The organism is Sulfurimonas autotrophica DSM 16294, assembly GCF_000147355.1.
Lineage (GTDB): Bacteria > Campylobacterota > Campylobacteria > Campylobacterales > Sulfurimonadaceae > Sulfurimonas > Sulfurimonas autotrophica.
On record NC_014506.1, the window covers coordinates 61987 to 84807 of the forward strand.

A 22821-nucleotide genomic window follows, 5' to 3' on the forward strand; every position below is an offset into this window, starting at 1 on the left:
AGGACAGCTGGCCGAGTGGTCGAAGGCGCTCGCCTGGAACGCGGGTGTAGAGCAATCTACCTAGGGTTCGAATCCCTAGCTGTCCACCACTTTAACGGTAAACCCCTAAAACAACCGCTACTACGAAACAAACAAAGAGACAAAAGCAAAATTGATACACTATACGACAAAAACCAATACGGTTTGAGACTATTAAGTCAGCTTATGAGGAAAATACATTTACAAGAAATTAAGTGTGAAACAGTTAAAGCAAAGATATTGGCAAAAGCTCCAGAACTTCATTATTTAATAAAAGAACTAAATGAGGAAGACAAGAAGCTATATAGACTATTTAATAGATATAGATTTGAATAAAGGGGAGTGATAGGATTTCTCCTATCAGAATTATTTTGACACGAAATATTTAACGGTCTCGAATAAAGACATATTAAAAGAGCATTTTTCCTCGTTTTTGTTCGAAGTTCTCAATGATTGTCGTTAGTTCATTTAATAAGCTTTCAAATTCCAATATTTGTCGTTTCTCTACTAAGTATTGAAGTCTACTTTGTAAGCTATATAAACCACTAGACATAGATTTTCCGTCTTCATATTGTGAAATTTCTTCTTTAATTTTTTCACTTAAATCTTCTATGTCAACTGACTGAAATTCAGTTATTAATAAAAATAGTTGGAAGTCTATCTGTTCGAATAGACTTTCAATATTTTTATACTCAATATTATTTATAAATGTTTTAATTTCTTCCTTAATTTTCTCATTTGATATGTGATACAAACTTATTAAGAAGTATTGTGAAATTTCAACCTTTTGAGCCAACTCCCAACTGTTAAATTCAAACAGCAACTTTTGAACTAACTTTAAGTTGTCATAATTAAAATTTGTGTCCATTTCTAAATAGGCATAAATATTATTAATATAATTTGATTTTATCGCATATAATTCACGTCCATTATAGTTTTGATAGATAATCTTATTTAAAACCAATTCTATTAAGCTTATAAGTTTAGAACTATCAAATTGCTCTTTATATAAGCTATATTGTAGTCCAAGAAAAGTATTAATTGTTTGGTAAGTTGAAATAGAGTTGTTTGAAGTATTTAAAATAAAAGTAAAACCTTCTAAAATATTTTCCATTATTTCTTTTTCTAACTTAGATATTGAAAGTAAATACATTGTTTTTTTCCAACTGTTTTCAAAAATTGAAAAATTGTTTGTATCGTTGTTTCTAATATGCTTGACAGTGTTAGCAAGGACTTGTAATAAGTATTTTTGATTTTCAGTATCAAGCACTAGTCTTTTTGAAGACTCTTTATTGCTATAAGATTCAAAAATTCGTTTCAAGCTTTTTTCTTTTAAAAACTTTATACAAGAAAATATTTCCAATTGATTCAGAACAATATTTTCTTCTTGAACTTGCCTTACCAAACTAATATTTATGAAATATTCAATTATAGTTTGAAATTCACGATACCTGTCAATAGCTAGTCCATTCCCAAGTATGAAATAAATTAAGTTTTTATGCCTTAATTCTGCTTCAAATGAGTTATTTGAAAAAATGATACTTCCGCTTTCAATCGATTTTTTTTGTTCTTCTTTTTCTTTGAGTAAGGAAGAAATAGTAAAAGCAAAACTATAAATAAAGTTAAAATCTTTAAAAGTTGAAATTATTGGTGAGATAGTTTGTTTAATATTATTTGGGACATCTTGATATTTTTCTTCTATGTCATATTCTTCAACTGTTTCATATTTAGAATAGTCTATTGAAAAATCATATTTTAAAAATGACAATAACTGGTTTCTATTAAACATTGAAAGGAATAAATCTATATAGTTTTTTGATTTTAAAGAGCTTTTTATATTGTTTTCATAAAGCTTATAAGCCTTTTCATTATTTTCTAAAAGATAAAAAATGAATGCCTCGTTTGCATTCTCATTGGTATCAAGCTTAAAACTAAGTATATTACTTAAATCAAGGGCATTATAAAGTGGAAACTGAAACTTATAGTATTCTTTATCATTAAGCATAATCCCACCAATACCTGCTTTTGATAATATTGAAAATATGTGATTTAATCTGTACTCAAGTTCTTTGAAAGAGTTTTCATTTTTATCTAATTTTGTTAATAGTTCTACAAATTTATTATAATAGCTATTTGACTTATCTAATTGTAAAAGGTCTAAGATTATAAATTCACTGTCATATCTATAAAATACTTTTTTAAAAATTTTCTTGATTTGTTCTGGCATTAGGACATTCATTGGGTCAAATGCCACAAGTTTTTTATAAAAGTAATCAACTACGCTTTCATATGTTAGATTTTCACTCACTAAAACATTTTTATTTTTTATTCTTAATAAGAAGTCTTCTACTGCTTGATTGTATTTATTATTACCTAAACTACTATCTGTTTCTAAAATTAATGATTTAATACCATGGTTTTCTAAATATTTTATTTCACTGCTTTGATTAGAAAATCCTACAAGATAAGCTGGTGGTTTTACATTTGAAAAAGATTGAATCCATTTCATAATTTGTTTTAAATTATAATCACTATATGAATACCCTAGAAACACTATTGTATGCGTAGATAAAATACTTTTTATATAGTTTTCAATTAAAGGAAAATTTGTTTGGTAATTTAAATAGTCGTCTTCTTTAAAAACAATATTATGGTGCTTAAAGTCTCCATGTATTTTGATAAGTTTTTTCTGTATAGTTGATTTGACTAAATCTGTATCAGAAACGACTATATCATATATAAATGCGTTGTCAATGACTGTATTATCTAATAGTTTATCCCAATTTGTTGTTATGACATAATCAGGTTTTATCTCAAAAATCAACTTATGTATATTTGAAGGTTCTAAATTGATATCAAAAATTTTTTTTAGCTTGGCATAATATAAATATTCTCCATATTCTAAGTAGTATAATTGGGCAAGTTTTAGGTAGTTAGTTTCTTCAACACCTTCTAAATCTTTTTCTAATTCTGAAATCAAATCCTTCCATAAGGGCATTTTGTGATTCTCAGTTTCAGAACTTTTAGATATACCAGAACCTATGAAAAATGCTAGTCTATTATCATTATTTGCTTCGATAATATGTTGGATATCTTTATTCATATATAACCCTTACTATGATTTAAATTTTATTTTATTTTTATTTACGATATATTTTAGTTGTTCATAGTCTATTTTTGATAGAAAATTAGATACATTAGTTTGAACTTCATTTATATTTTTAGCTTGTTTTATATTCCTCATTGTATCTTCAAAGTCGACAGATAAGTGTGTAAAAAAACTTCTTAACAACCATAAAAGTTTTACATAAGATTGTCTATTTTCAAAATTATTAAGGACTTCTCTTCCTAAATCACATAATCGTGTCGGTTCTCCGTCATCCGCATTTATAAAACCACCTAATGCTGTGGATACATTGGACAGTCTTAATAATAATTCATTAAACTCTGATATTGTAAGTTCTTGACATATTGTAAGTTTTTCCAATAAAAAAATATTCTCATTAGTTCTTTTATTCTCATATATTGATTTTACGAGTGATATCGACGCAATAAAAGCTGATATAATAATTCCAAGTGAAGATAATAGTAAATATTTATTTTCATTTTCTATACTAAGATATTCAATTACTATATGTATCCCTAAAATAACACCAACTATCCAGAAAATAGTTAAAAAAATATTTATAATTTTTATATTATTGAAAAGGATATATTTAAAATAAAGCCCTTTAATACTCATATTGTTTCACCCTATAAAAGTTATATTATTTCTTCAGTAATTATATCTGTAATGAGTATTTTTGACAAGCTTCTTATGTTAACAAGTTCTTTTAATAGTAGATTTACTATTATATCGTTTAACACTAATACATTTTAAAGGTTTTACTATGACGTTTCAACTATCCGACACTAAACTAAAAAGCCTAATTCACGAAGTTTTGAGCGAGTTTGTCCAAGACTCCCTAGCTGTCCACCACTAATAAATCAATATAATAACCAATTCCCTGATTATTTTTAATGAGATCAGTTTTTAGTTTACCCCTGAGTCTCCATACTAATGTTCGTAAATTATTTTCGGTTATTAATTCTTCTTGATTCCATATATAGTTTGTGGCTTGCTCAAAAGTGACGACATGTCCCATATTCAGAAGAAGAAGTTTTAAAAAAAGGCTCTCTTTTTTTGTCAGTTTGACCTTCTCACCTTTATAAAAAGTTTCTTTGGTCTTAAGATTAAATTGATAGTATTCTCCAAAGTCAATAATATTTTTGTTACTTTTTTTTGTTTTCTCATTTATTTTTTTTATTTCATATCCACGGGAAGCTATATAGCTTTCTATATCTAATATATCGGTGTCATCTGCTTCAAATACCAGTACAACATTTTTGCTCATAGGCTCTCCTTTGACGTAAAAAATAGTAATAGTGTAACTATAAAGTGTAAAAGCTGTGTAAAATTTTATTTGCCATAAAATTTTATTTAAGATAGAATTTCATTATGATAAATAGATTTTTTAGAAAATATCTCAGCATTATTTTTATACTTGCAACTTTTATGGGTGTTTTTCACCATCATAATGATTTAAAACAACATAATGACTGTAAGATTTGTACGGTGCAGTCGAGCCTGGCACATGCTGATACGCCTGTAGAAATACACTATCTTACAGATTTAGAGATTGTAAATGAATCTATCATCACTCTATTAGCTTCTTTACATGTAAAGAAGATTGACAATCAACTCAACGCAAGAGCCCCTCCTCAAATCTCCTAATTATTTTAACAAAACTACAAAAAAACTATTACAAAAATATTGGAGATACAATAATGAAAAAAACCATATACCTTTCTCTGTTTGCGTGTGCATCATTGTTTGCAGATGCAGATTTAGATGCACTCAAAGAGCAGATAGCACAACAAAAACTTGTGATGCAAAAATTAGAAGCCAAACTTGATGCCTTGAGCAAAAAACAGACACAAATGCAGCAAGCACAAAAGAGTGCACAGGCTAGTGCTCCTGCTGTTAATACTTCGGCTTCTTTTTCACAAAAAGCCTATTTGCCAGATATTGCATTGATTTTAAATATGTCGGCAGTAGGTCGTGATGTCAAAAATTCTGATTATGAAAACTTTGCAATTCCGGGATTTATCAACAGTGGTGATGCCGAACTGCCGTTTAATAAAGATAGAGGCTTTAACTTCAACTACGGAGAGTTGGCACTTGCTTCAACAGTTGATCCTTATTTTGATGCTTTTGCTATTTTGCATTTGCATCCTGATAGTTTGGAGATTGAGGAAGCCTTTGTCCGAACGCGCGCACTGCCTTATGGTTTACGCGTGAAAGCGGGTAAATTTAAGAGTGCCTTTGGACGCATAAATGCAAAACACCAACACTCATGGCATTTTGATTCTCAGCCTATTATTTATAAGGCGCTTTTTGGACCAGACAGCATTAGTGATGCGGGAATTCAACTGCAGTGGGTAGCACCGACAGATACTTACGTTATGGCAGGTCTTGAAGCGATGCAGGGAACGAATGACAGAAGTTTCGGTGATACCGAAGAAAATAATTTGTATGTAGGTTATGTGAAATCGAGTGTGGATGTCGGTGATGACTTGTCCATTCTGGGCGGCGTGAGTTTGGCTCATGGAAAAAACAGCGAAAATAATGCAACAAATCCGACGAATGTGTACGGTATTGATTTAACACTACGTGAACAGCTCGGCAGTTACAGCGCGCTTACCTGGCAGAGTGAATACCTTTATAGAAACAAAGATATAGGTCCAAGAAACGATAAGCAGGCGGGGCTTTACTCTGAACTTATTTACCAGTATAACAATAATTATTCTGCAGGTTTCAGATATGATGCCATTACGAAAAATGATACGGATTTATCATCTTATGCAGGCATTGATACAAATAATTTAGACAGATATACGGCAATGCTGGAGTATAAACCCTTTCCTATGTCAAGACTAAGACTCTCATATACATATGACAGAACAAAGATCATCGCAGGTGAGAGAAAAAATATGAGTGAAGTGATGATGTCGTTAAATATTGCAGCGGGTGCGCATGGCGCTCACGACTACTAGGAGAAAATTATGAGAAGAATTATTTTACTAACAGTTTTACTAACAAACCTGGCATTTGCATCTGTAAAAGTAGATACAACCTACTCGACAGCAGGTGCTGTTGCACAAAAAATCGGAGGTGATTTGGTACATGTAACGGTTCTTGGCAGCCCAAAATATGATCCGCATTTTATAGTGCCAAAACCTTCTCTTATTTCAAAACTCCGTCGGGCGGATCTGCTCATCATAAACGGCGGAGGATTGGAACTAGGCTGGCTGCCACCGCTATTGCGTGCTGCAAACAATGCCAAAATTCAAAACGGGGCCAAAGGCTTTTTGGATATGTCTCATTTTGTGCATATGATAGACGTTCCGGCTTCTATTTCTCGTGCCTTTGGAGATGTGCATGCACAGGGTAATCCCCACTATACAACAGACCCTTATGTCATAGTGCCAATGGCAAAGGCAATAGCGCAAAAACTCTCTCAAATAGACCCGCAACACCAAAAAAGCTATGAAGCCAATTTGAAAAAATTCACAAATGAATGGCAAACGTATTTAAACAAACTTGATGCGAAGATGCTTACATGTAAAGATAAAAAAGTTGTGCAATACCATGAACTTTTTAACTATTTTTTAAAGCGATACAACTATAAAATTTATGGAACAATTGAGCCGCTTCCGGGGATTGCACCAAGCTCAAAGCACACGATAGAGCTTATAAATATTATGAGAGAAAATGGTGTGAAAAAGATTCTGCAGGATGTTTACCATGAGCGTAAAACGGCACAATTTATAGCGGCTAAAACCGGTGCAAAAGTCCTGATAATTCCACATGATCTGGGTGCTGATGGCAGTAAAACACTGCAAGAGTTTTATAACAAAATCGCTAACAGAATATGTCAATAGTAGAGTTATTGTGGCCGGCCTTTGTGCTGGCCATTGCCTTGGTATTTATTCACTCCATCTTTGGTTTGGAGATTATTAAACGGGGTGTAATTTTCACAGACTTGGCTATAGGACAGATAGCGGCTATCGGGATGGCATTGAGCGTTGCCTTTATGGACTCACAGTATCAAAACATTATGACGCTTTTATTTGCACTTTTAGCAGCTGCTATTATTACCTGGGCTACAAAAAAAGTACAAAAAATCGAAGCTTTTATAGGGCTCTTGTATGCGCTTGGTATCTCTTCTATTATGCTTATACTTGCACAAAGTGCAGAGGGAACGGAGCTTTTTTCTAAGTTAAGTGCGGCCGATATTCTTTTTACTTCAAGTGATGATCTTTTAAAAAGCCTTTTGTTATATGGTGGTGTGGCATTTGTTATGTTTATTGTATATCCAAGACTTAGCGGAGTAAAAAAAGAGTTTCTATTTTTTGTAATGCTTGCTCTTACTGTGACATCCTCTGTACAATCAGCAGGTGTGTTAGTCGTTTTTGCGCTCTTGATTGCCCCTTCATATGCCGGACTTGCACAAATGAAAATGAATGCGCTTTTGTTTGCCTGTTTGTTTGGTTCACTGAGCATCATTTTGGCATTGTTTGGCTCGTATTATTTGGATTTGCCTACAGGTTATGCTATTATATTTGTAACTGTTTTATTTTCACTTGTTTTTGTTATAGTTTCAAGTATAATAAAAGAGACACAAGCGAAGGTAAACAATGAAGAGTAAAATATTGGTTGGGTTACAGTTTTTTATCATATTTTTAATGATTTTACCTTTGGGAACAAAGACTCAGCATCTATATCTTGGTTCATTGATTTTAATTTTTGGAATAATTATAGGGCTTTTGGCACTTAAAGAACATAAGAGCGGAAACTTTAATATTCGCCCCGATATAAAAGAAAACTGTGAATTGGTTACGAGTGGTATTTACACTTATGTAAGACATCCGATGTATCTTAGTGTACTATTGAGTATGTTTGGGTTAGCTGTGATTTATTTCACCTATTATGAATTTGCACTGCTTGTAATACTACTTATAACACTTTTGGTAAAACTATTTTATGAAGAGAGTTTATGGAAGTGTCACAACCCGGCTTATATTGAGTATTTACAAAAAACAAAACGATTGCTACCTTTCGTTTTTTAAATAAAGGTTTATGAGATGGATATAACTTTACTAATAAAATCTATAGCTGCTCTGATCGGAGCATTCGCTATTTTAATCATTCTATATTTTTATCTTTCACATACAAAAAAATTTGCTAAAAAAATACAAAATATACCTGAAGAACAGCCTGATTTAAGCACACTGCTTGAAGTTATAAAAGATAAAAAATCGACAACGCAGGAGCTCAAAGAAGCAGTTGATTTGATTTTAAAGTATTATTGGAAAATCCCTAAAAAGTTAGGTATGCGAGTAAATCCAAAATTTGAAATATATTCAGAACTACTGCTAAGAATTTGTCAGCACCCAAATACAAACAAAGACATCATTTTGAAGCTTGATAAAGAGCTGGAGAGATTTAACCCCCAGTATAAATTGGAGTTGGATGATTCTTTGACAAAGGGACTAAATACCAGAGCTATTTAGCTGTATAGGCTCTCTTTTATGACTCACAGATTGTGTCTTTGGGCAGTGAAATATAAAAACAGCTTCCTTTACTGTTACTCTCCCAGGAGAGTCTGCCGCCAAGATGTTTTTCTACAATTATTCTTGACATATATATGCCTAAACCTGTGCCATTTTTAGATTTTGATGTCACATAAGGCTCTCCGAGTTTTTTGAGTATTTCGGGTTTTATGCCTCCGCCGTTGTCGCAAATTTTCAAGAGAATCTCTTTTTTCTTTTTTATAACATCTATGCTGATATTTCCGTCTTGTGCTCTGTGCTCTTTGATGGCATCTTTGGCATTGTTAATTATATTTATAAGCACCTGCAGCAGTTGATTTTGATACGTGCATAACTCAATATCGCTTTTTTTAGGCAGTGTTAAACTGATTGCATTATTCTGTAAAGATTTTTCAATCAGATGGGTAAGTTTTTCTAAAATGACATCTATTTTAATAAACTCTCTATTTTTGTCAGGTTTGAAAAAATTTCTAAAATCATCTATGGTGTGTGAGAGATATTGCGTTTGCTCATTGAGCGTATGTATGAGATCGTGCAGAGATTTTGCATCAACACTTCTCTGCAGTTCTATTTGTGCTTGAATATTGTTTGCGACCATAGAAATAACACTCAAAGGCTGTCTCCATTGATGGGCTATCATTGAGAGCATATCTCCCATTGCAGCCTGGCGGGATTGTGCGACCATGAGTTCATCTTTTTTTTGTATATCGGTTATATCAACTATTGCGATAAGATATAAAATTTCACTACTGTTGCCCTCCTCATCGAGCTTAACGGCATCAAGAATTCCGACTCTTCTCTCTTTTGATTTTGTGGTAATGCATTGTTGCTGTTTTGGCAGTTTTGTAGGCTCTTTGTAGTACTGCTTTATACTTTTTATACTGTCTGCATCTTCATTGACAAAAAGTTTTTCCACCATTTTGTCAATTGTCGGGATTTCTTCCAGGGTATAGCCTGTGTTGTCCTGGAAAATTTTGTTAAGTATTAAAATATCTCCGTCTGTGTTGTAAAGCATAGTCGGAATCGGCGTAAACTCTATGATTCTTTGAAATCTGTTTTTTTCAATCTCTATCTGGTACATTAAAAGCTTGAGTTGTGATATGTCACGGATTATTTTCAGTAAGTAGAGCGGTTTTTTCTGCTCATCAAGTAAAAGTACGACAGCCAGACTCACCCAGATGATATTGCCGTTTTTATGCACATAGCGTTTTTCGATATGATAAGACTTTTTTTCTCCTTTATGCAGTTGCTCTATCATATGCATGTCGGTATCTCTGTCCTGGGGGAAGGTAATGTCGAAAACATGCATATTTTGAAACTCTTCTTTTGTATATCCTAAAAGTTTTGAGAGGTATTCGTTGGTGTCTATCCATCTGCCATCAAGAGAGACATGAGCTATACCAATGTCTGCTTCTTCAAAGGTCAGTTTGTAAAGATGTTCCTGCTCGAAAAGTTTTTCTGTGAGTGCTTCTTTGTCGGTGATGTCAATGCCGGAACTCAAAAGAGAAGTAAGTGTGCCGTTGTCATCTTTAATGTAGTTGTTTCTCCATGAAATGATATGCTCTTTGCCCTGTGCATCAATGATGATGTTTTTGTACTCTTTTAAAATATCTGTTTTTTCACTAATAAGTGAGTCAAAAACATTTTGGTTTTCCGGCTGTCTTGCTTTTGGTATGAAATTGTGTATAAAATTTTTGCCGATAATTTTTTCTTTTGGCAGTCCCAGCAGCTCGCAGCCGCTGTTGTTTATCATGTTGACACTGCCTGCTAAATCCAAAACCATTACAAGAGTGCCTGTTGTATTGACATATAAATTGGCAAGCCTGTGCTCATACTCAGCCTCTTGTTGCAGCTTTTTCTTCTCTGTAATATCACGAAAAGAGAGCACGGCTCCTTTTACTTTACCCTCTTCTATAATCGGGTTTTGCAATACTTCTACATTAAAACCTGTACTGTCTTTTTTGAAAAAGAAATCTTCTTTTCGCACGGAAAGACCGTCAACAAGATGAGTATGCAAAGTACATTCACTAAAAAGATAATGACTGCCGTCCGGTTTTGTGTGATGCCAGATTCTATGGGCATTTTTGCCCAAAAGCTCATCTTTGGTATAGCCCAGCATTTCAAGTGCGGCTGCATTGACAAAAGTATGCCTTCCCTCAAGATCAAGACCCATGATGCCGTCATGGGTGGAGTTGAGTATCAATGCAAGTTGTCTTTGCAGTTTTTGTTCATTGATGATGGAGACCTGGAGTTCTTCGTTTGAGCTTTGGAGCTCTTCATTGGATGTCTCAAGCTCTTCGTTGGCACTTTGGAGCTCTTCATTGGATCTTTGCAGCTCTTCGTTGAGCAGCTGCATATTCTCTTTTGATATACTCAACTCATCCAAAAGAGCATGGTAGTCCTCTTGGAGCTCTTTTACCCGGTTTGTAAGGTTTTCAACGACATAAGATTCATTTGGCAGTACAATTTCGCGAGTGTCAAACTCCAGACCATGTGCATTTAACTCCTGAAAATAGAGCAAAATAAACGGAGTGTTTTGTTTGTTTGCAAAAGGGGCGGCAATAACTTTGACAAAGGTCTGTTCTTTATTATCGAGTTTGACTTCAATAAATTTTGTACTGTGAAGTGTCGCTGTTTTGAGAGTTCGTTTGAGAATCTTTTTTACACTGTATCGAAGCTCTTTTTTCAGATTTTCAACAATATTTAAAGTCACAAAACCATCACCCAGTTCTAAAAAAGGATTGCTCCCCTGCTTATAAACAATAGTAAAATTTGTATCAACTATAATACATTCGTGAGAAAAGAGTTCAAAGACGGTGTTTGTTATTTCCTCTTTTATATTTATGTCTTTGAGTGTAGATGTTTTTATTCCTGTCTGGTTTTGTTTTGTATTTATATGTGAGGAAAAGTAATGCGAAGATATTCTCGGCGGATTCTGCAGTGCTTCTTTGACATAGACCTTATGTTCCTGATTTAAGGCTTTAAAATAATCTACACTCATGAGTGTAGATTCCGATGAACCCAAAAAGAGCAGCCCTTTGTCTTTGAGCGCATAATGAAAGAGCACAAAAAGCTCCTGCTGGACTTCTGGCAAGATATAGATGAGAAAATTTCTGCAGCTGATGATATCCTGCTTGATAAAAGGCGGGTCACTTAAAATATTGTGTTTGGTAAAAACAATCTGTGAGCGTATAAATTCTTTTATTTTGTATCCCTCATCCAGTGCGCTGAAATAGGTTTTAATAATTTTTTTATCTATTTTTTCAAGTAATTTTTTTGTGTATATACCCTTTTTTGCAATCTCAAGTGCTTTTTCATCAATGTCAGTGGCAAAAATATGAACACTGAAGTTTTTCTTGAGCTTTTTTTTGATTTGATCAATGATGATAGCCAAAGAGTAAGCCTCTTCACCGGTAGAACAGGCAATAGACCAGATTCTCAAGTCATAATGATCAGGCTTGTCCAAGAGATAATGCTCAAGATGCTGCTTGAATACTTCAAAAGATTCTTTATCTCTGAAAAACTCTGTCACTCCGATTAAAATATTTTGATACAGCAGGTAAAGTTCATCAGGATGTGTCTGAATATAATCAAAATACTCGTCGAGATCCGCACATTTGGTAAGCATCATACGTTTGTTCAACCGCCGCATAATGGTCTCTTTTTTGTATTTGTCGATGTCGAGACACTCTTTTTCTTCAAGAAGTTTTGTAATCTTCATCAAAGGCTCGGGCATTATATGTATAATGCTCTCAAGGTTTTCACCAATCTGTGCTACCTTAAGCACATAGTCAATATAGCCGCTTTGTATGGCATTTTTAGGCATATCGGCATATTGTGCTTCATCTGGGGACTGTGCAACGGTGATACCGCCGTTTTCTTTAATGGTTTTGACACCTGCTGTTGCGTCATGTCCTGCACCGCTGAGAACTATGCCTACACAGTTTTCTTTTTTATAACTGCTGAGTGCTTTGAAGAGTTCATCAACAGAGGGTGTGGGTGTATGCGGGGTTTTTGAAATTTTTTCAAGCAGCAGTTTATGTTTGGCATATGTCAGATTGTATCCGGGAGGAACAATATTTACACTGTTTGGCAGGAACGTGTATTTTTGGGAAATTGTAACTACCGGCATAGCAGTGTATGCTGTCAAAATTTCACCTAAGGCACTTTTTTTATGCGGGTCAAGGTGCTGTGCAATGATGTAAACATAACCTTCGTCTTGCGGCAACAGCGGCAATAGCTCTTTTAAGGCTTCTAACCCTCCGGCACTTGCACCTATGCCGATAAATACAGAATCTTTCATATGACACTCCAATATTTGTATATATTAGCATAATTTTGATAAGATTGGCGTATGATAAATTTAAAAGAGTTACAAGCATTAGCAAAAAAATTTAAAGTTCTATATGTAGAAGATGACATCTCCGTACAAAATGCACTGGCTGAGTATTTGAAAAATTTATTTTCTCAAGTGACAACCGCGAATGATGGAGAAGAGGGTCTGCAAACGTACAAAAAAGGGCAATATGACATAGTCATAACAGATTTGTCCATGCCTAAAATGAACGGTATAGAGATGTTGCAAAAGATTCGAGAGATAAATCCCTCTCAGGCTGTTTTGATTACAACTGCGCACAGCGGATCTGATTATATGTCACAGGCTATTAAAATAGGCGTGGATGGTTATATTGTGAAACCGTTTGATTATGAACAGCTTAATTATGAACTTTATAAAACAAGTGAAAAATTAGAAGTAATGCAAGAGAACGAGGCATACAAAAAAACTCTGCAGCGCATGGTGGAACAAAAAACAGCCGAGCTTAGTTCCATGATACATTTTCAGCATGATAATTATGAAAAAACACTCCTGGCTATGGTAAAACTCATAGAAGAGAGAGATACTTACACAGCCGGACACTCGCAAAGAGTTGCGAACTATTCTAAAATGATAGCCAAAGAGATGGATTGTAGCGAAGAAGAATGCGATCAGATTTACAGAGCCGGAATTTTGCATGATATCGGCAAAATCGTAACGCCGGATGTAGTGCTTTTAAAACCTAAAAAATTAAATGCTCTGGAATATAAACTGATTCAAGAACATCCCCAGGTCGGGTATAGACTTTTGGCAAATATCCCAATGTATAAAGATCTCGCCGATACGGTACGCGATCATCATGAACGCTGCGACGGCAGCGGATATCCGAGGGGCATTGAGGCGAATGAGATTGACAAACTTGCAAAAGTGATGATGATTGCGGATACCTTTGATGCCATGACAACCAACAGAATATATAAGGGTCGAAAAACATGTCAAGAGGCACTTGATGAAATACAAAGCCTTGGTACAAGCCAGTATGATTCTGATGCTGTCAAAGCAGCATTGCGAGTACTCAAAGATGTGGTTATTGCTGAAGATATAAATCAACTGCCCCATACCGAGATAGAAAAAGAGCGTTTTGCCTATTTTTACAAAGACAGCCTGACCGATTTGTACAATCAAAGTTATCTTGATGTTATTTTGAGCCAAAATTCTTATGATATAAAATATACAAAGCTGCATCTTCTACGGCTGAAAAATTTTTCGCGTTATAACAAAGATTCCGGATGGAAAAAAGGTGACGCAGTGTTAGAAAAAATTGCAAAATCTTTACAAAGATGTTTTGACTTATCTATGGTTTTTAGAATTTTTGGAGATGATTTTGCCATACTTGATAACGGAGAATGCAACATGACAGAAATAGAGCAGCAAATCAAAGAAATTTTGGCTGAAACTATCATAGAATCTGATATGCTGGAACTTTCTCTGGTTGCAAAAAAAACTATAACTGTAGATGATTTAGAAAAACTTTGATTATGCCTGCTGTCGTTTGTTAAATCCTGAAGTGCCCAGCTTTGCATTGGTTTGAAAATCATCTGCAAAAGGTTTAAGATAAGCCGGAACGGCTCTTCCTTTGAGTTTCATCATATCTTCCAGCATTGCATCGGCTACATTTTGTCTGTCAAGTTTTTTCACCTCACTCAGATAAGAAAACAGGAGTTCTCCCTGGCGTTGGAGTGAAATTTTCCAGGTAGAGTCTGTCTGCTCATAAATCCACAATCCAAAAGCATAAAAATTTTCATAAATGCTTGTCTCCTGCCAAAGCAGCAGCAGGCTTGTTTTAAAGTTTCCGCTGTTGTAGTAGAGGTCCCAAAACCTTGCAAAGCGTTTCATTATTTGAATATCAAGGAAACTGAGTTGATTATTTTTTAAAATATCATAAGGCGGAATATCGCTGTAAACCATACCCTCTTCTATATCATGGCGGTTGATCTGCGTGCCGGAGAGTTTTTTGAGGATGCCTATTTGAATTTCACAGCTGCTCATGCTCATCAGTTCATCTAAATTACGTCCAAAACTCTCTAAACTCTCGCCCGGCAGTCCAACAATCAAATCAAGATGAATATGTGCTGTTGTTTCATTTTCCAAGAAGCGAATATTATCTTTGATTTTATCAAGTTTGAGCTGTCTTGATATGTTGTTTGCAATTACAGGGTTGAGTGTCTGTATACCGATTTCAAGCTGCAAAGCACCGGGAGCAAAGCGTTTTATTTTTTCACGCAAAGATGCGGGGAAATGGTCGGGTATCACTTCAAAATGGGCAAAGTAGGGCGGCTCTTTTTCTAAAAAAAAGTCTAAGATTTTGTTTGCCGCTTTCATATTGAGGTTAAAGGTTCTGTCTACAAATTTAAAATTTCTCGCACCTCGCTCCCAGAGTTTTTCAAATTCGGCCAAAACTTCATCAAGCTCAAATGCCCGCACTTTCTCATCCATAGAAGAGAGGCAAAACTCACACTCAAAAGGGCAGCCTCGTGAAATTTCTACATAAATGTAACGGTTTTTGATGTCATCATCTGTATAGTACATGTAAGGCAGTTGTATCTCTTTGAGATTTGGCGCACTCATTTTGATGATTTTATCGACCTTTTCTTCATTGATGATTTTTTTACACAGTTCATAAAAAGCCAAGTCACCTTCACCCTGTATAATGTAGTCCGCGTCATCAAAATTTACACGAAAAGGCTGGTAGGTGACCTCGGGACCGCCAAGAATTATGCGTGTTTGAGGAGATACTTTTTTGATAATGTGAATAAGTTCATGTACCTCAGAAGCATTCCATATATAGACGCCTATGCCTATAATGTCGGGCTTGTTTATAAGCAGTTTTTCTGCAATTGTTTGAATGGCATCATTGATGCTGAATTCAAGTATATTTGTATTGTTTTTTAGTTCTTGCATATTCGCATAAAGGTAACGTAGACCGATAGCTGAATGGGTAAATCGTGAGTTTAAAGTGGTTAGTATAATTTTCATAAAGGAAGTGTAACATAGATTTTACAAAGATGGAGGAAAAACAGCCGAGAATAAAAAGGGGGAAAACTCGACCGTTTTAAAAATTTATAGGAGTATATATCTCTTTTATGAAAGGGGAAAACATAATTGAGATATAGAATTATATTTATTATAAGTTAATGTTAGGTAAATAGCGTAAAATCACCCCTTTTGTTCATACTCCTCAAGCATTAAATCTAAATCTTTAAAGAGTTCATGTGAAGCATTTTCCATCACTCTGAAATTATCAGTGATTATTTGAGGATGGTTCGCTTTTAATATACTGCCTTCCTTTACATATGCCATGTTCTTAGCAACGTTGTCATGGACAGTTGCATGCGGCACATCCATTTTTCTAAAGGCAGAGGTATTTCCGAAGCGCTCTTGACCGATACCTAAGTACCATTTCCCCATTCTACAGTGTTTATGGTCAGGGAACTCTTTGTCCGCATCTTCATTGAGCACGGTTGAATATGCATTTGATTTAAATAAAATATGGTCAACCTTTACAAGTGTCGTAAAGAGGCGGTTTTGGATTCCGATAGCTGTAGTGTGTGCTGAATTAGCCTGTTCATTAAGTTCTGAGAATGTATTTTCAAATTCATGAATTACTTCATTTGATTCTTGCGCAATTGTACTGATTTCATCAGAGTTGCCTCGCATATCGTTGGCTTCTTGCTGGAGCGTTGATATGTTGATTTCTATCTCCGTTGTTGCTTTTTGCGTACGTTCTGCAAGTTTTCTTACTTCATCGGCAACGACGGCAAAACCGCGTCCATGCTCACCGGCACGCGCTGCTTCTATGGCAGCATTGAGTGCAAGCAGATTTGTCTGGTCCGCTATATCTTTAATCAGACCTACAACTTCTGAAATATCACGTGAACGGCCTTCCAGGTTGACGATACCCTCATGTGAAGAGGAGATAAGCTCAACAAGAGTGTTGAGTCTTTGGCCTATTTCAAGAACGCTGTTGAGACTTCCTGTTGCCTGTTCTGCCGTTTGTTGTGAAACATCGACAATCTCTTTCGCTTCATTCGATGAACTTGTTAAATCTGTTTGAATGATAGCAAGACCTTCTCCTATACCACCACCAAGGTTTGTAAACTCATGTGAAAGCTCGCCAAGCATTTTTGTTCTATAACCGTTTGCAATAGATTTGATGGCTTTTTTGACTTTTTCTGAAGTATTATGAAAGAGCCCGTGTAGCCCTTGCGGATAGGTATGTCTGTATGTTTTCCCGACAGAAGCAGCTTCTATAGTAGTTTCGGTATCGCGCATAAATGCTTCTATTTGGTCAAGCATATTATTAACCGCCCAGGCAATTTTGGCATCACGTGAGTCATCATTTGGAATGTGTGTGATACGTCCTTCGAGTTTTCCCTGTGCCGCATCTGTTAAAATTTTTTCTGCATTATCTAAGATAGTTGAGTTTTTAGCAGTTGCGGCACTCGGAATAAAAAGTGTTGCAATGACTATAATGAAAACAAGTGCCCCTAAAATGTAACTTGCACTAAAAAGAGCATAAATGCCAACGCCGATAAGACTTGCAAAAAGTACAAGTGCCTGATTATTTTTGAAGAGAGATGATGTATTCATCATAGCTGACTCCTTCTTGATCTAGTAAATCTGTTAAAATTTTCATGCCTGATTCCACGCCGCCGCTTTTTTCAGCCTGAAGCATTTTGCTGTAAATTGGTTTGATTGCTTCAAGTGCCTGCGCATTGGGTTTTCTTCTGACTGAGTAATATCCGATTATATTGCCGCGTTCATCCAGAGAAGGTGTTACGTTGGCATACACCCAGTAAGAGTTGTTGTTCTTTGTTTTGTTCACAACAAAGGCAAAAATTTCCTCTTTTGCCTGAATTCTGTCCCAAAGCAGTTTAAAAACTGCTTTTGGCATATCTGGATGACGAATAATGCTGTGAGGCTTTCCAAGGAGTTCCTCTTCTGTGTATTCTGCTAAATTCATAAAATTTTTATTGACATATGTGATACGGCCTTTTGTATCTGTCTTAGAGACAATAAAGTCATTTTCACCTAATTCTCTTACCATTATTTTCCTTTCTTAATGTTACTCGCGGATATTGTAGCATATATTTATTTCATTATTGCTATAATTTGTGATAAGGAAAGCTATGTTCGTATTATTGTCTGTTTTTTATTATTTTTATTTTTCCATTGTAGGAATATACATTATATTTTTACCAAAAGTTCTCAGCGGTGTGGGGTATGATGCAAGTGAGATAGGTATTATCTTTGCGGCATCGCCTTTAGTGCGCTTTATCCTGCCTTTTTTGTTTATGCGTGGACTGACACTAAATGCCACAATTTTTAAGAGCTCTTTGTTTATTGTCGTTGCAAGTGCGCTCTCTTTTTACTTCTCTTTGGAACATTTTTATGCATTATTGCTCTCAAATGTCTTTCTCGGACTGGGCATGAGTCTGATGCTGCCTTTTGTGGAAGTAATTTCTTTGCACAGTATCGGCAAAGAACGTTACGGCAAAGTACGGCTTTTCGGTTCTTTGGGTTTTATAGCAGTCGCACTTGTTTTGGTGAAGTTTTTAAGTTCTGCCTATGTGGCACTTGATTTTTTGCTTGTTTTGACTCTTTTGACTGCTTTTGTTGCTTATAAGGTATTGCACCGTGCACCCGATACAACCTATGCTAAAGAAGAACATGTCAAAAATGATATAAATATATTTAAAGATTGGAGACTTTGGGGCGGACTTATCTTGGTACAGATGAGTTTTGGCTCTTTTTACAACTTTTTTACGATTTATGAAACAGACCATGGCATTAGTTTGGATATGACGGTATATTTATGGAGTTTCGGTGTGTTGATTGAAGTACTGATGTTTTTCTTTCAAGGCGGACTTTTGCGGGGAAATCTGCTGAATTTACTGCGTTTTACGGCACTGGCAACTGTTTTGCGATGGTTTTTGGTTTTTTTATTCCCTCAGAACTTAGCGATTCTCTTTTTCTCTCAGGCCCTGCATGCACTGAGTTTCGCACTCTTTCACACGGCGGCTATCAGCTATCTTTTTCATCTGTATAAGCATAAAAGCCTTTCTCAGCAGCTTTTTTCAGGGTTGACTTACGGGTTTGGAGGTCTTGGCGGGGCGCTTATTGCCGGGTATGTTTATGAGTATTATCCGAAATATTTGTTTTTGACATCAAGTCTGATGGCGTTTGGAGCGTTTTTGCTTTTTATGGCTGTAAATGATAAAAAAATTGAAAATCTGCGCTGTTCTATAAGTCGAGAAAGCTGATAATAACTGTTTTGATACGCCGAGTCAATTTCAAATATATAAGGTCTGTACTTGAGGTAGTTTGCCCAGACTTTTTTGCTCTGTTGTTCTCTGCCACGCTTTAAAAGTTCAAAACTGACTGAAGCATTAATGAAACCTTTGAGCAGTTTTACCTCTTTGTCATCTTCAAAACGACGCGGAAACCACGCTTCTTCAAGCGCTTCATGGGCATCATAGAAACGCTCTTCATTCAAGCATTTTGTAAACTTTTGTATATGTTTATGCATCATCTTCTTCCAAAAGCATCATATTTTTTCTCCAGTATCCGCGTCCGCCTTTGAGCGAAATACAAGTGTACTGGGGAAACTTTTGCTTGTACTCTCCCAGCCTGTCAAGTGTTGCTTTTCCTGTATCGCAGTAAAAAACAAAGACGCTTCCCTGTGGGTATTGTTTGAGTTCATAAGGATTGTAAGTAATCGTGTCCGCTTTTTCAATAGGCGATAAAATAGTGTCAACAAGGAGAACATCTACATCTTTCTGTGCTAATTTTTTTTTATTTTGTAAAAACTCTTTTTGAGTCCATTCGTTGGGATAATTCATACGACTATTATATAGCAGCTCTTTTATATTTTATTTAAAAAGTAGCATTAAACTTTTCTCGGAACCTAGGTTTTAATCTAGGCTGAGTTGCTTTGTAACTGCTAAACTTGTGTTATAATCTCTATATGGCAAGAAAAAATAAAAAAAATAGTAAAATTAACCAAAGAATTAAAAAATATTTTGATGATGACCCTTTTGATGTGGGGATAGAACGTGTTGAAGCAAAAACACTCAGTGAACTTTTTGCAACACTGGGCATATATGATATAGACCACAATAAAACATTGATGGTAAAAACACTCCGAATGATTTGGAGTGAAGCAGACAGCGGTATGCGTCATGATATTCTTAACTTTTTTGAGAGTGACGGACGGGTGTACAAGTCAGAAAAACCAAAAGAACATGTGGGGTTTGACAGAGAAGATAAAATCAATGCTATTTTAGAAGAACTTGATGTTAACCAGGAAGAGGCTGTGCGTCTGCATGAAGCTTATGCCAATGTCAGAAGCAAAAAAATCACAATAGAAAAAATGGAATCATCTCTGCGTCATATTCGTTTTGAGATGAAAAAAGAGAAGCTTGAACGCGAGTTAGAGGGACTGTTTGATTTGGATGACTGCTTTGAGTTCAATGCTTCATTAAAGTATGAGCTGTATGAGCAAAGTTTTCATAAGATTTTGACACTTAAAACCAAGCCTTATTCTTATGAGTACATCGAAACTGCGCCTTTTGAGGCAATAGTAGAAAAAATAGGGCAGGATAAAGTTACAACACTCAAGCAAAAGCAGCAGAGTATTAACAAATTTTTAAGCTCTTTAAAGCATCCTCATTCTTATTTGAGCACCAAAGAGATTTTGGATTCCCTGCGGGCATCGCCTCCAAAATCAAAAGTAAACTATCCGTTAATATCACACAAGGTTTTAAAAAATATTATTAAAGCTAAAATAGATGCCGAGGGTGTTGAACTTCATGATGAAGAGGTTTTAATCCGTCTAAATGAGCAGGTAAATCTGCCTTACAGCGATAAGAAATTTTCTTATAAATTGGAGTTACATGTAGAGCTTGACGGTCTTTTAGAAGAGATATGGAACTCAAAGCGATTTAACTTTGATACTATTTTGGCAGAGGTAAAAAAAGAGCATGAAGATGACTTTTTGCTCTCTCTTGACGCGCTGGTAAAAGAGTGTGCAGAATATGCACAGCTGCTGCACTTTACACCCGAAGAACTGCATGAAAGAGTCTATGAGTTTTTGTTTGAACTGCTGCCGATGACGTTGACTATTACACCTAAAATACACAGAAAAATAACACGCAGATTTTTGCACTCAATTCATGATGAATTGATTAAAAAGCAGCGTCAGGAACTTTTGGCTCGCACTATTCGTGATTTTAAAAACCTGTTTCCGATTGCGCGGAGTATGCAGAGAAAACTTGTACTGCATATCGGTCCTACAAACAGCGGTAAAACTTATGAAGCAATGCAAGCTCTTAAAGAAGCTGACACGGGCTATTATCTTGCACCTTTGCGGCTTTTGGCGCTGGAGGGGTATGAAACGCTCAAAGCAGAGGGTATTGAAAGCTCGCTCATAACAGGTGAAGAGCAGATTCTTGATGACGAGGCAACACACATCAGTTCAACGATTGAGATGATGAATTATGATGTGGATGTTGATGTCTGTGTCATAGATGAAGTACAAATGATAGATGACAGAGACCGCGGCTGGGCATGGGCAAATGCTATTATCGGTGCTCCTGCAAAAGAGGTCATTATGACGGGCTCGCCAAATGTCAAAGAGGCGATTATTGCACTTGCGGAGTATTTGGGCGAGGAGCTTGAAATAAGAGAGTTTGAACGAAAAAATCCTCTGGAACTTTTAGAAAAACCGACACACCCAAAAGATGTAGAAGCAGCAACTGCCATTATCGCCTTTAGCAGAAAAGATGTTTTAAGGCTGAAGCAGAATTTTTCAAAAGATTTTGAAGTAAGTGTAGTGTACGGGAACCTTTCTCCCGAAGTCAGACGTGAAGAGGCAAGGCGTTTTCGAGAAGGTGAAACGCAAATACTTGTTGCGACAGATGCAATAGCAATGGGTATGAATCTGCCTATAAAAACTGTGCTGTTTTCAAAAGCCGAAAAATTTGATGGTATCATACAAAGAAATCTTTTTCCATCAGAAATACATCAGATTGCAGGACGGGCAGGGCGTTACGGTCTGCATGAAAACGGGTATGTCGGAGCTTTGCATGCAGATGCTTTGAATATAGTCAAGAAGAATTTTAATAAGAGAGCAAAAGAGATAAATGTTCCTTTTAAGGTTATGGCAAATTTGGAACACATAAAACTCGTCAGCACAATATTGGAAGAAAATTCTTTAGAAGAAATTTTGCGATTTTTTATAAAAAATATGGTTTTTGACGGTCCTTTTTATGCAGCTTCACTTGATGATATGCTTGAAGCATCGCGTATAGTAGACAGCTATGATTTGGATATTGCAACAAAGTATCATCTCGCCTGTGCCCCTTTGACTTTAAAATCAGCTTATATTATCAGCGCTTATGAGCGTTATATCAATGCTTTGGAGAAAAAAGAGCCGGTCTATTATCATGCACCCAAGCTGACAGGTTCGTATGCACAAACCTCGGAAGAACTCCTGCGTGCGGAAGATATGGTTAAAGAGATTTCTTTGTATTTGTGGCTGAGTTATCGTTTTAATGAGTATTTTGTAGATGAAAACAAAGCAAGGGCATACAGAGGCGTTTTGAACAAGTATATAGAAGAGACACTCAGACAAACACAGCTTGCACAGACCTGTAAACTCTGTGGTACGGCATTGCCGACAAATTCAAAATACAGTATCTGCCAGTCGTGTTTTAAAAAGAATTATGTGCATAAAAGAGGGCACAGGCGCTCACCGCGCTAAATCTTTTCGT

17 protein-coding genes, 1 tRNA gene and 2 pseudogenes are annotated in these 22821 nt (G+C 35.6%); 10 read left to right on the forward strand and 10 right to left on the reverse strand.

From position 1 onward, the window contains the following. Nucleotide 1 precedes the first annotated feature (1 nt). Nucleotides 2–89, forward strand: a tRNA-Ser gene (locus SAUT_RS00300). Between the two features lie 338 nt (nucleotides 90–427). Here SAUT_RS00300 and SAUT_RS00310 read toward each other — a convergent pair. From SAUT_RS00310 to SAUT_RS00320, 3 genes are all read right to left on the reverse strand, one after another. Continuing rightward, nucleotides 428–3121, reverse strand: coding sequence for an SIR2 family protein (locus SAUT_RS00310; protein WP_013325864.1), 2694 nt, complete (start codon nucleotides 3119–3121; stop codon nucleotides 428–430). 12 nt (nucleotides 3122–3133) lie between these two features. Then, nucleotides 3134–3760, reverse strand: a complete 627-nt coding sequence (locus SAUT_RS00315; RefSeq protein WP_013325865.1) for a hypothetical protein — start codon at nucleotides 3758–3760, stop codon at nucleotides 3134–3136. A gap of 223 nt (nucleotides 3761–3983) precedes the next feature. Next, nucleotides 3984–4412, reverse strand: coding sequence for a winged helix-turn-helix domain-containing protein (locus tag SAUT_RS00320; protein ID WP_013325866.1), 429 nt, complete (start codon nucleotides 4410–4412; stop codon nucleotides 3984–3986). 104 nt (nucleotides 4413–4516) lie between these two features. Between SAUT_RS00320 and SAUT_RS00325 the strand changes: the two genes are divergently transcribed. From SAUT_RS00325 to SAUT_RS00350, 6 genes are read left to right on the forward strand one after another with little or no spacing between them, the layout of a single operon-like run. After that, nucleotides 4517–4792: a hypothetical protein gene (locus SAUT_RS00325; protein WP_013325867.1), complete on the forward strand. Its 276-nt coding sequence runs from the start codon at nucleotides 4517–4519 to the stop codon at nucleotides 4790–4792. Nucleotides 4793–4845: 53 nt separating this feature from the next. Beyond that, nucleotides 4846–6114, forward strand: a complete 1269-nt coding sequence (locus SAUT_RS00330; RefSeq protein ID WP_013325868.1) for a hypothetical protein — start codon at nucleotides 4846–4848, stop codon at nucleotides 6112–6114. Nucleotides 6115–6123: 9 nt separating this feature from the next. After that, nucleotides 6124–7002, forward strand: a complete 879-nt coding sequence (locus SAUT_RS00335) for a metal ABC transporter substrate-binding protein (RefSeq protein ID WP_013325869.1) — start codon at nucleotides 6124–6126, stop codon at nucleotides 7000–7002. After that, nucleotides 6993–7769: a metal ABC transporter permease gene (locus SAUT_RS00340; protein ID WP_013325870.1), complete on the forward strand. Its 777-nt coding sequence runs from the start codon at nucleotides 6993–6995 to the stop codon at nucleotides 7767–7769. The genes SAUT_RS00335 and SAUT_RS00340 overlap by 10 nt, the downstream gene beginning before the upstream one ends. Then, a complete protein-coding gene (locus tag SAUT_RS00345; protein WP_013325871.1) occupies nucleotides 7759–8190 on the forward strand; it encodes a methyltransferase family protein in 432 nt (143 codons plus the stop codon). The genes SAUT_RS00340 and SAUT_RS00345 overlap by 11 nt, the downstream gene beginning before the upstream one ends. Nucleotides 8191–8205: 15 nt before the next feature. Then, complete coding sequence (locus tag SAUT_RS00350; RefSeq protein WP_013325872.1) at nucleotides 8206–8634, forward strand: hypothetical protein; 429 nt, start codon at nucleotides 8206–8208, stop codon at nucleotides 8632–8634. Nucleotides 8635–8650: 16 nt separating this feature from the next. Here the strand turns inward: SAUT_RS00350 and SAUT_RS00355 are convergent, their stop codons facing one another. Beyond that, nucleotides 8651–12976: a PAS domain S-box protein gene (locus tag SAUT_RS00355; protein ID WP_013325873.1), complete on the reverse strand. Its 4326-nt coding sequence runs from the start codon at nucleotides 12974–12976 to the stop codon at nucleotides 8651–8653. 51 nt (nucleotides 12977–13027) lie between these two features. On the opposite strand from SAUT_RS00355, the gene SAUT_RS00360 reads away from it, so the two are divergent. After that, nucleotides 13028–14524, forward strand: coding sequence for an HD domain-containing phosphohydrolase (locus tag SAUT_RS00360; RefSeq protein ID WP_013325874.1), 1497 nt, complete (start codon nucleotides 13028–13030; stop codon nucleotides 14522–14524). Here SAUT_RS00360 and SAUT_RS00365 read toward each other — a convergent pair whose 3' ends face one another. From SAUT_RS00365 to SAUT_RS00375, 4 genes and pseudogenes are all read right to left on the reverse strand, one after another. After that, on the reverse strand, nucleotides 14525–16024 hold the full coding sequence (locus SAUT_RS00365) for a B12-binding domain-containing radical SAM protein (RefSeq protein ID WP_013325875.1): 1500 nt from the start codon (nucleotides 16022–16024) through the stop codon (nucleotides 14525–14527). A 180-nt stretch (nucleotides 16025–16204) separates the two neighbouring features. Continuing rightward, a complete protein-coding gene (locus SAUT_RS11445; RefSeq protein WP_425358063.1) occupies nucleotides 16205–16675 on the reverse strand; it encodes a CZB domain-containing protein in 471 nt (156 codons plus the stop codon). Continuing rightward, nucleotides 16652–17641, reverse strand: a pseudogene (locus SAUT_RS11600) (methyl-accepting chemotaxis protein); the annotation flags it as partial. The pseudogene SAUT_RS11600 and the gene SAUT_RS11445, both read right to left, overlap by 24 nt. Then, nucleotides 17610–18095 carry a PAS domain-containing protein gene (locus SAUT_RS00375; RefSeq protein WP_013325877.1) on the reverse strand — a complete coding sequence of 162 codons (486 nt, stop codon included), beginning with the start codon at nucleotides 18093–18095 and terminating at the stop codon, nucleotides 17610–17612. The gene SAUT_RS00375 and the pseudogene SAUT_RS11600, both read right to left, overlap by 32 nt. 82 nt (nucleotides 18096–18177) lie before the next feature. On the opposite strand from SAUT_RS00375, the gene SAUT_RS00380 reads away from it, so the two are divergent. Continuing rightward, nucleotides 18178–19311 (forward strand): MFS transporter, encoded by a 1134-nt coding sequence (locus tag SAUT_RS00380; protein WP_013325878.1) that lies wholly within the window; start codon nucleotides 18178–18180, stop codon nucleotides 19309–19311. A gap of 83 nt (nucleotides 19312–19394) precedes the next feature. Here the strand turns inward: SAUT_RS00380 and SAUT_RS11455 are convergent. After that, nucleotides 19395–19580, reverse strand: a pseudogene (locus tag SAUT_RS11455) (DUF309 domain-containing protein); the annotation flags it as partial. Beyond that, nucleotides 19570–19890 carry a hypothetical protein gene (locus SAUT_RS00390; RefSeq protein ID WP_013325880.1) on the reverse strand — a complete coding sequence of 107 codons (321 nt, stop codon included), beginning with the start codon at nucleotides 19888–19890 and terminating at the stop codon, nucleotides 19570–19572. The pseudogene SAUT_RS11455 and the gene SAUT_RS00390, both read right to left, overlap by 11 nt. A gap of 125 nt (nucleotides 19891–20015) precedes the next feature. Here SAUT_RS00390 and SAUT_RS00395 point away from each other — a divergent pair, with 125 nt between their 5' ends. Next, nucleotides 20016–22811: an SUV3 domain-containing protein gene (locus SAUT_RS00395; RefSeq protein ID WP_013325881.1), complete on the forward strand. Its 2796-nt coding sequence runs from the start codon at nucleotides 20016–20018 to the stop codon at nucleotides 22809–22811. The last annotated feature ends 10 nt before the right edge of the window (nucleotides 22812–22821 follow it).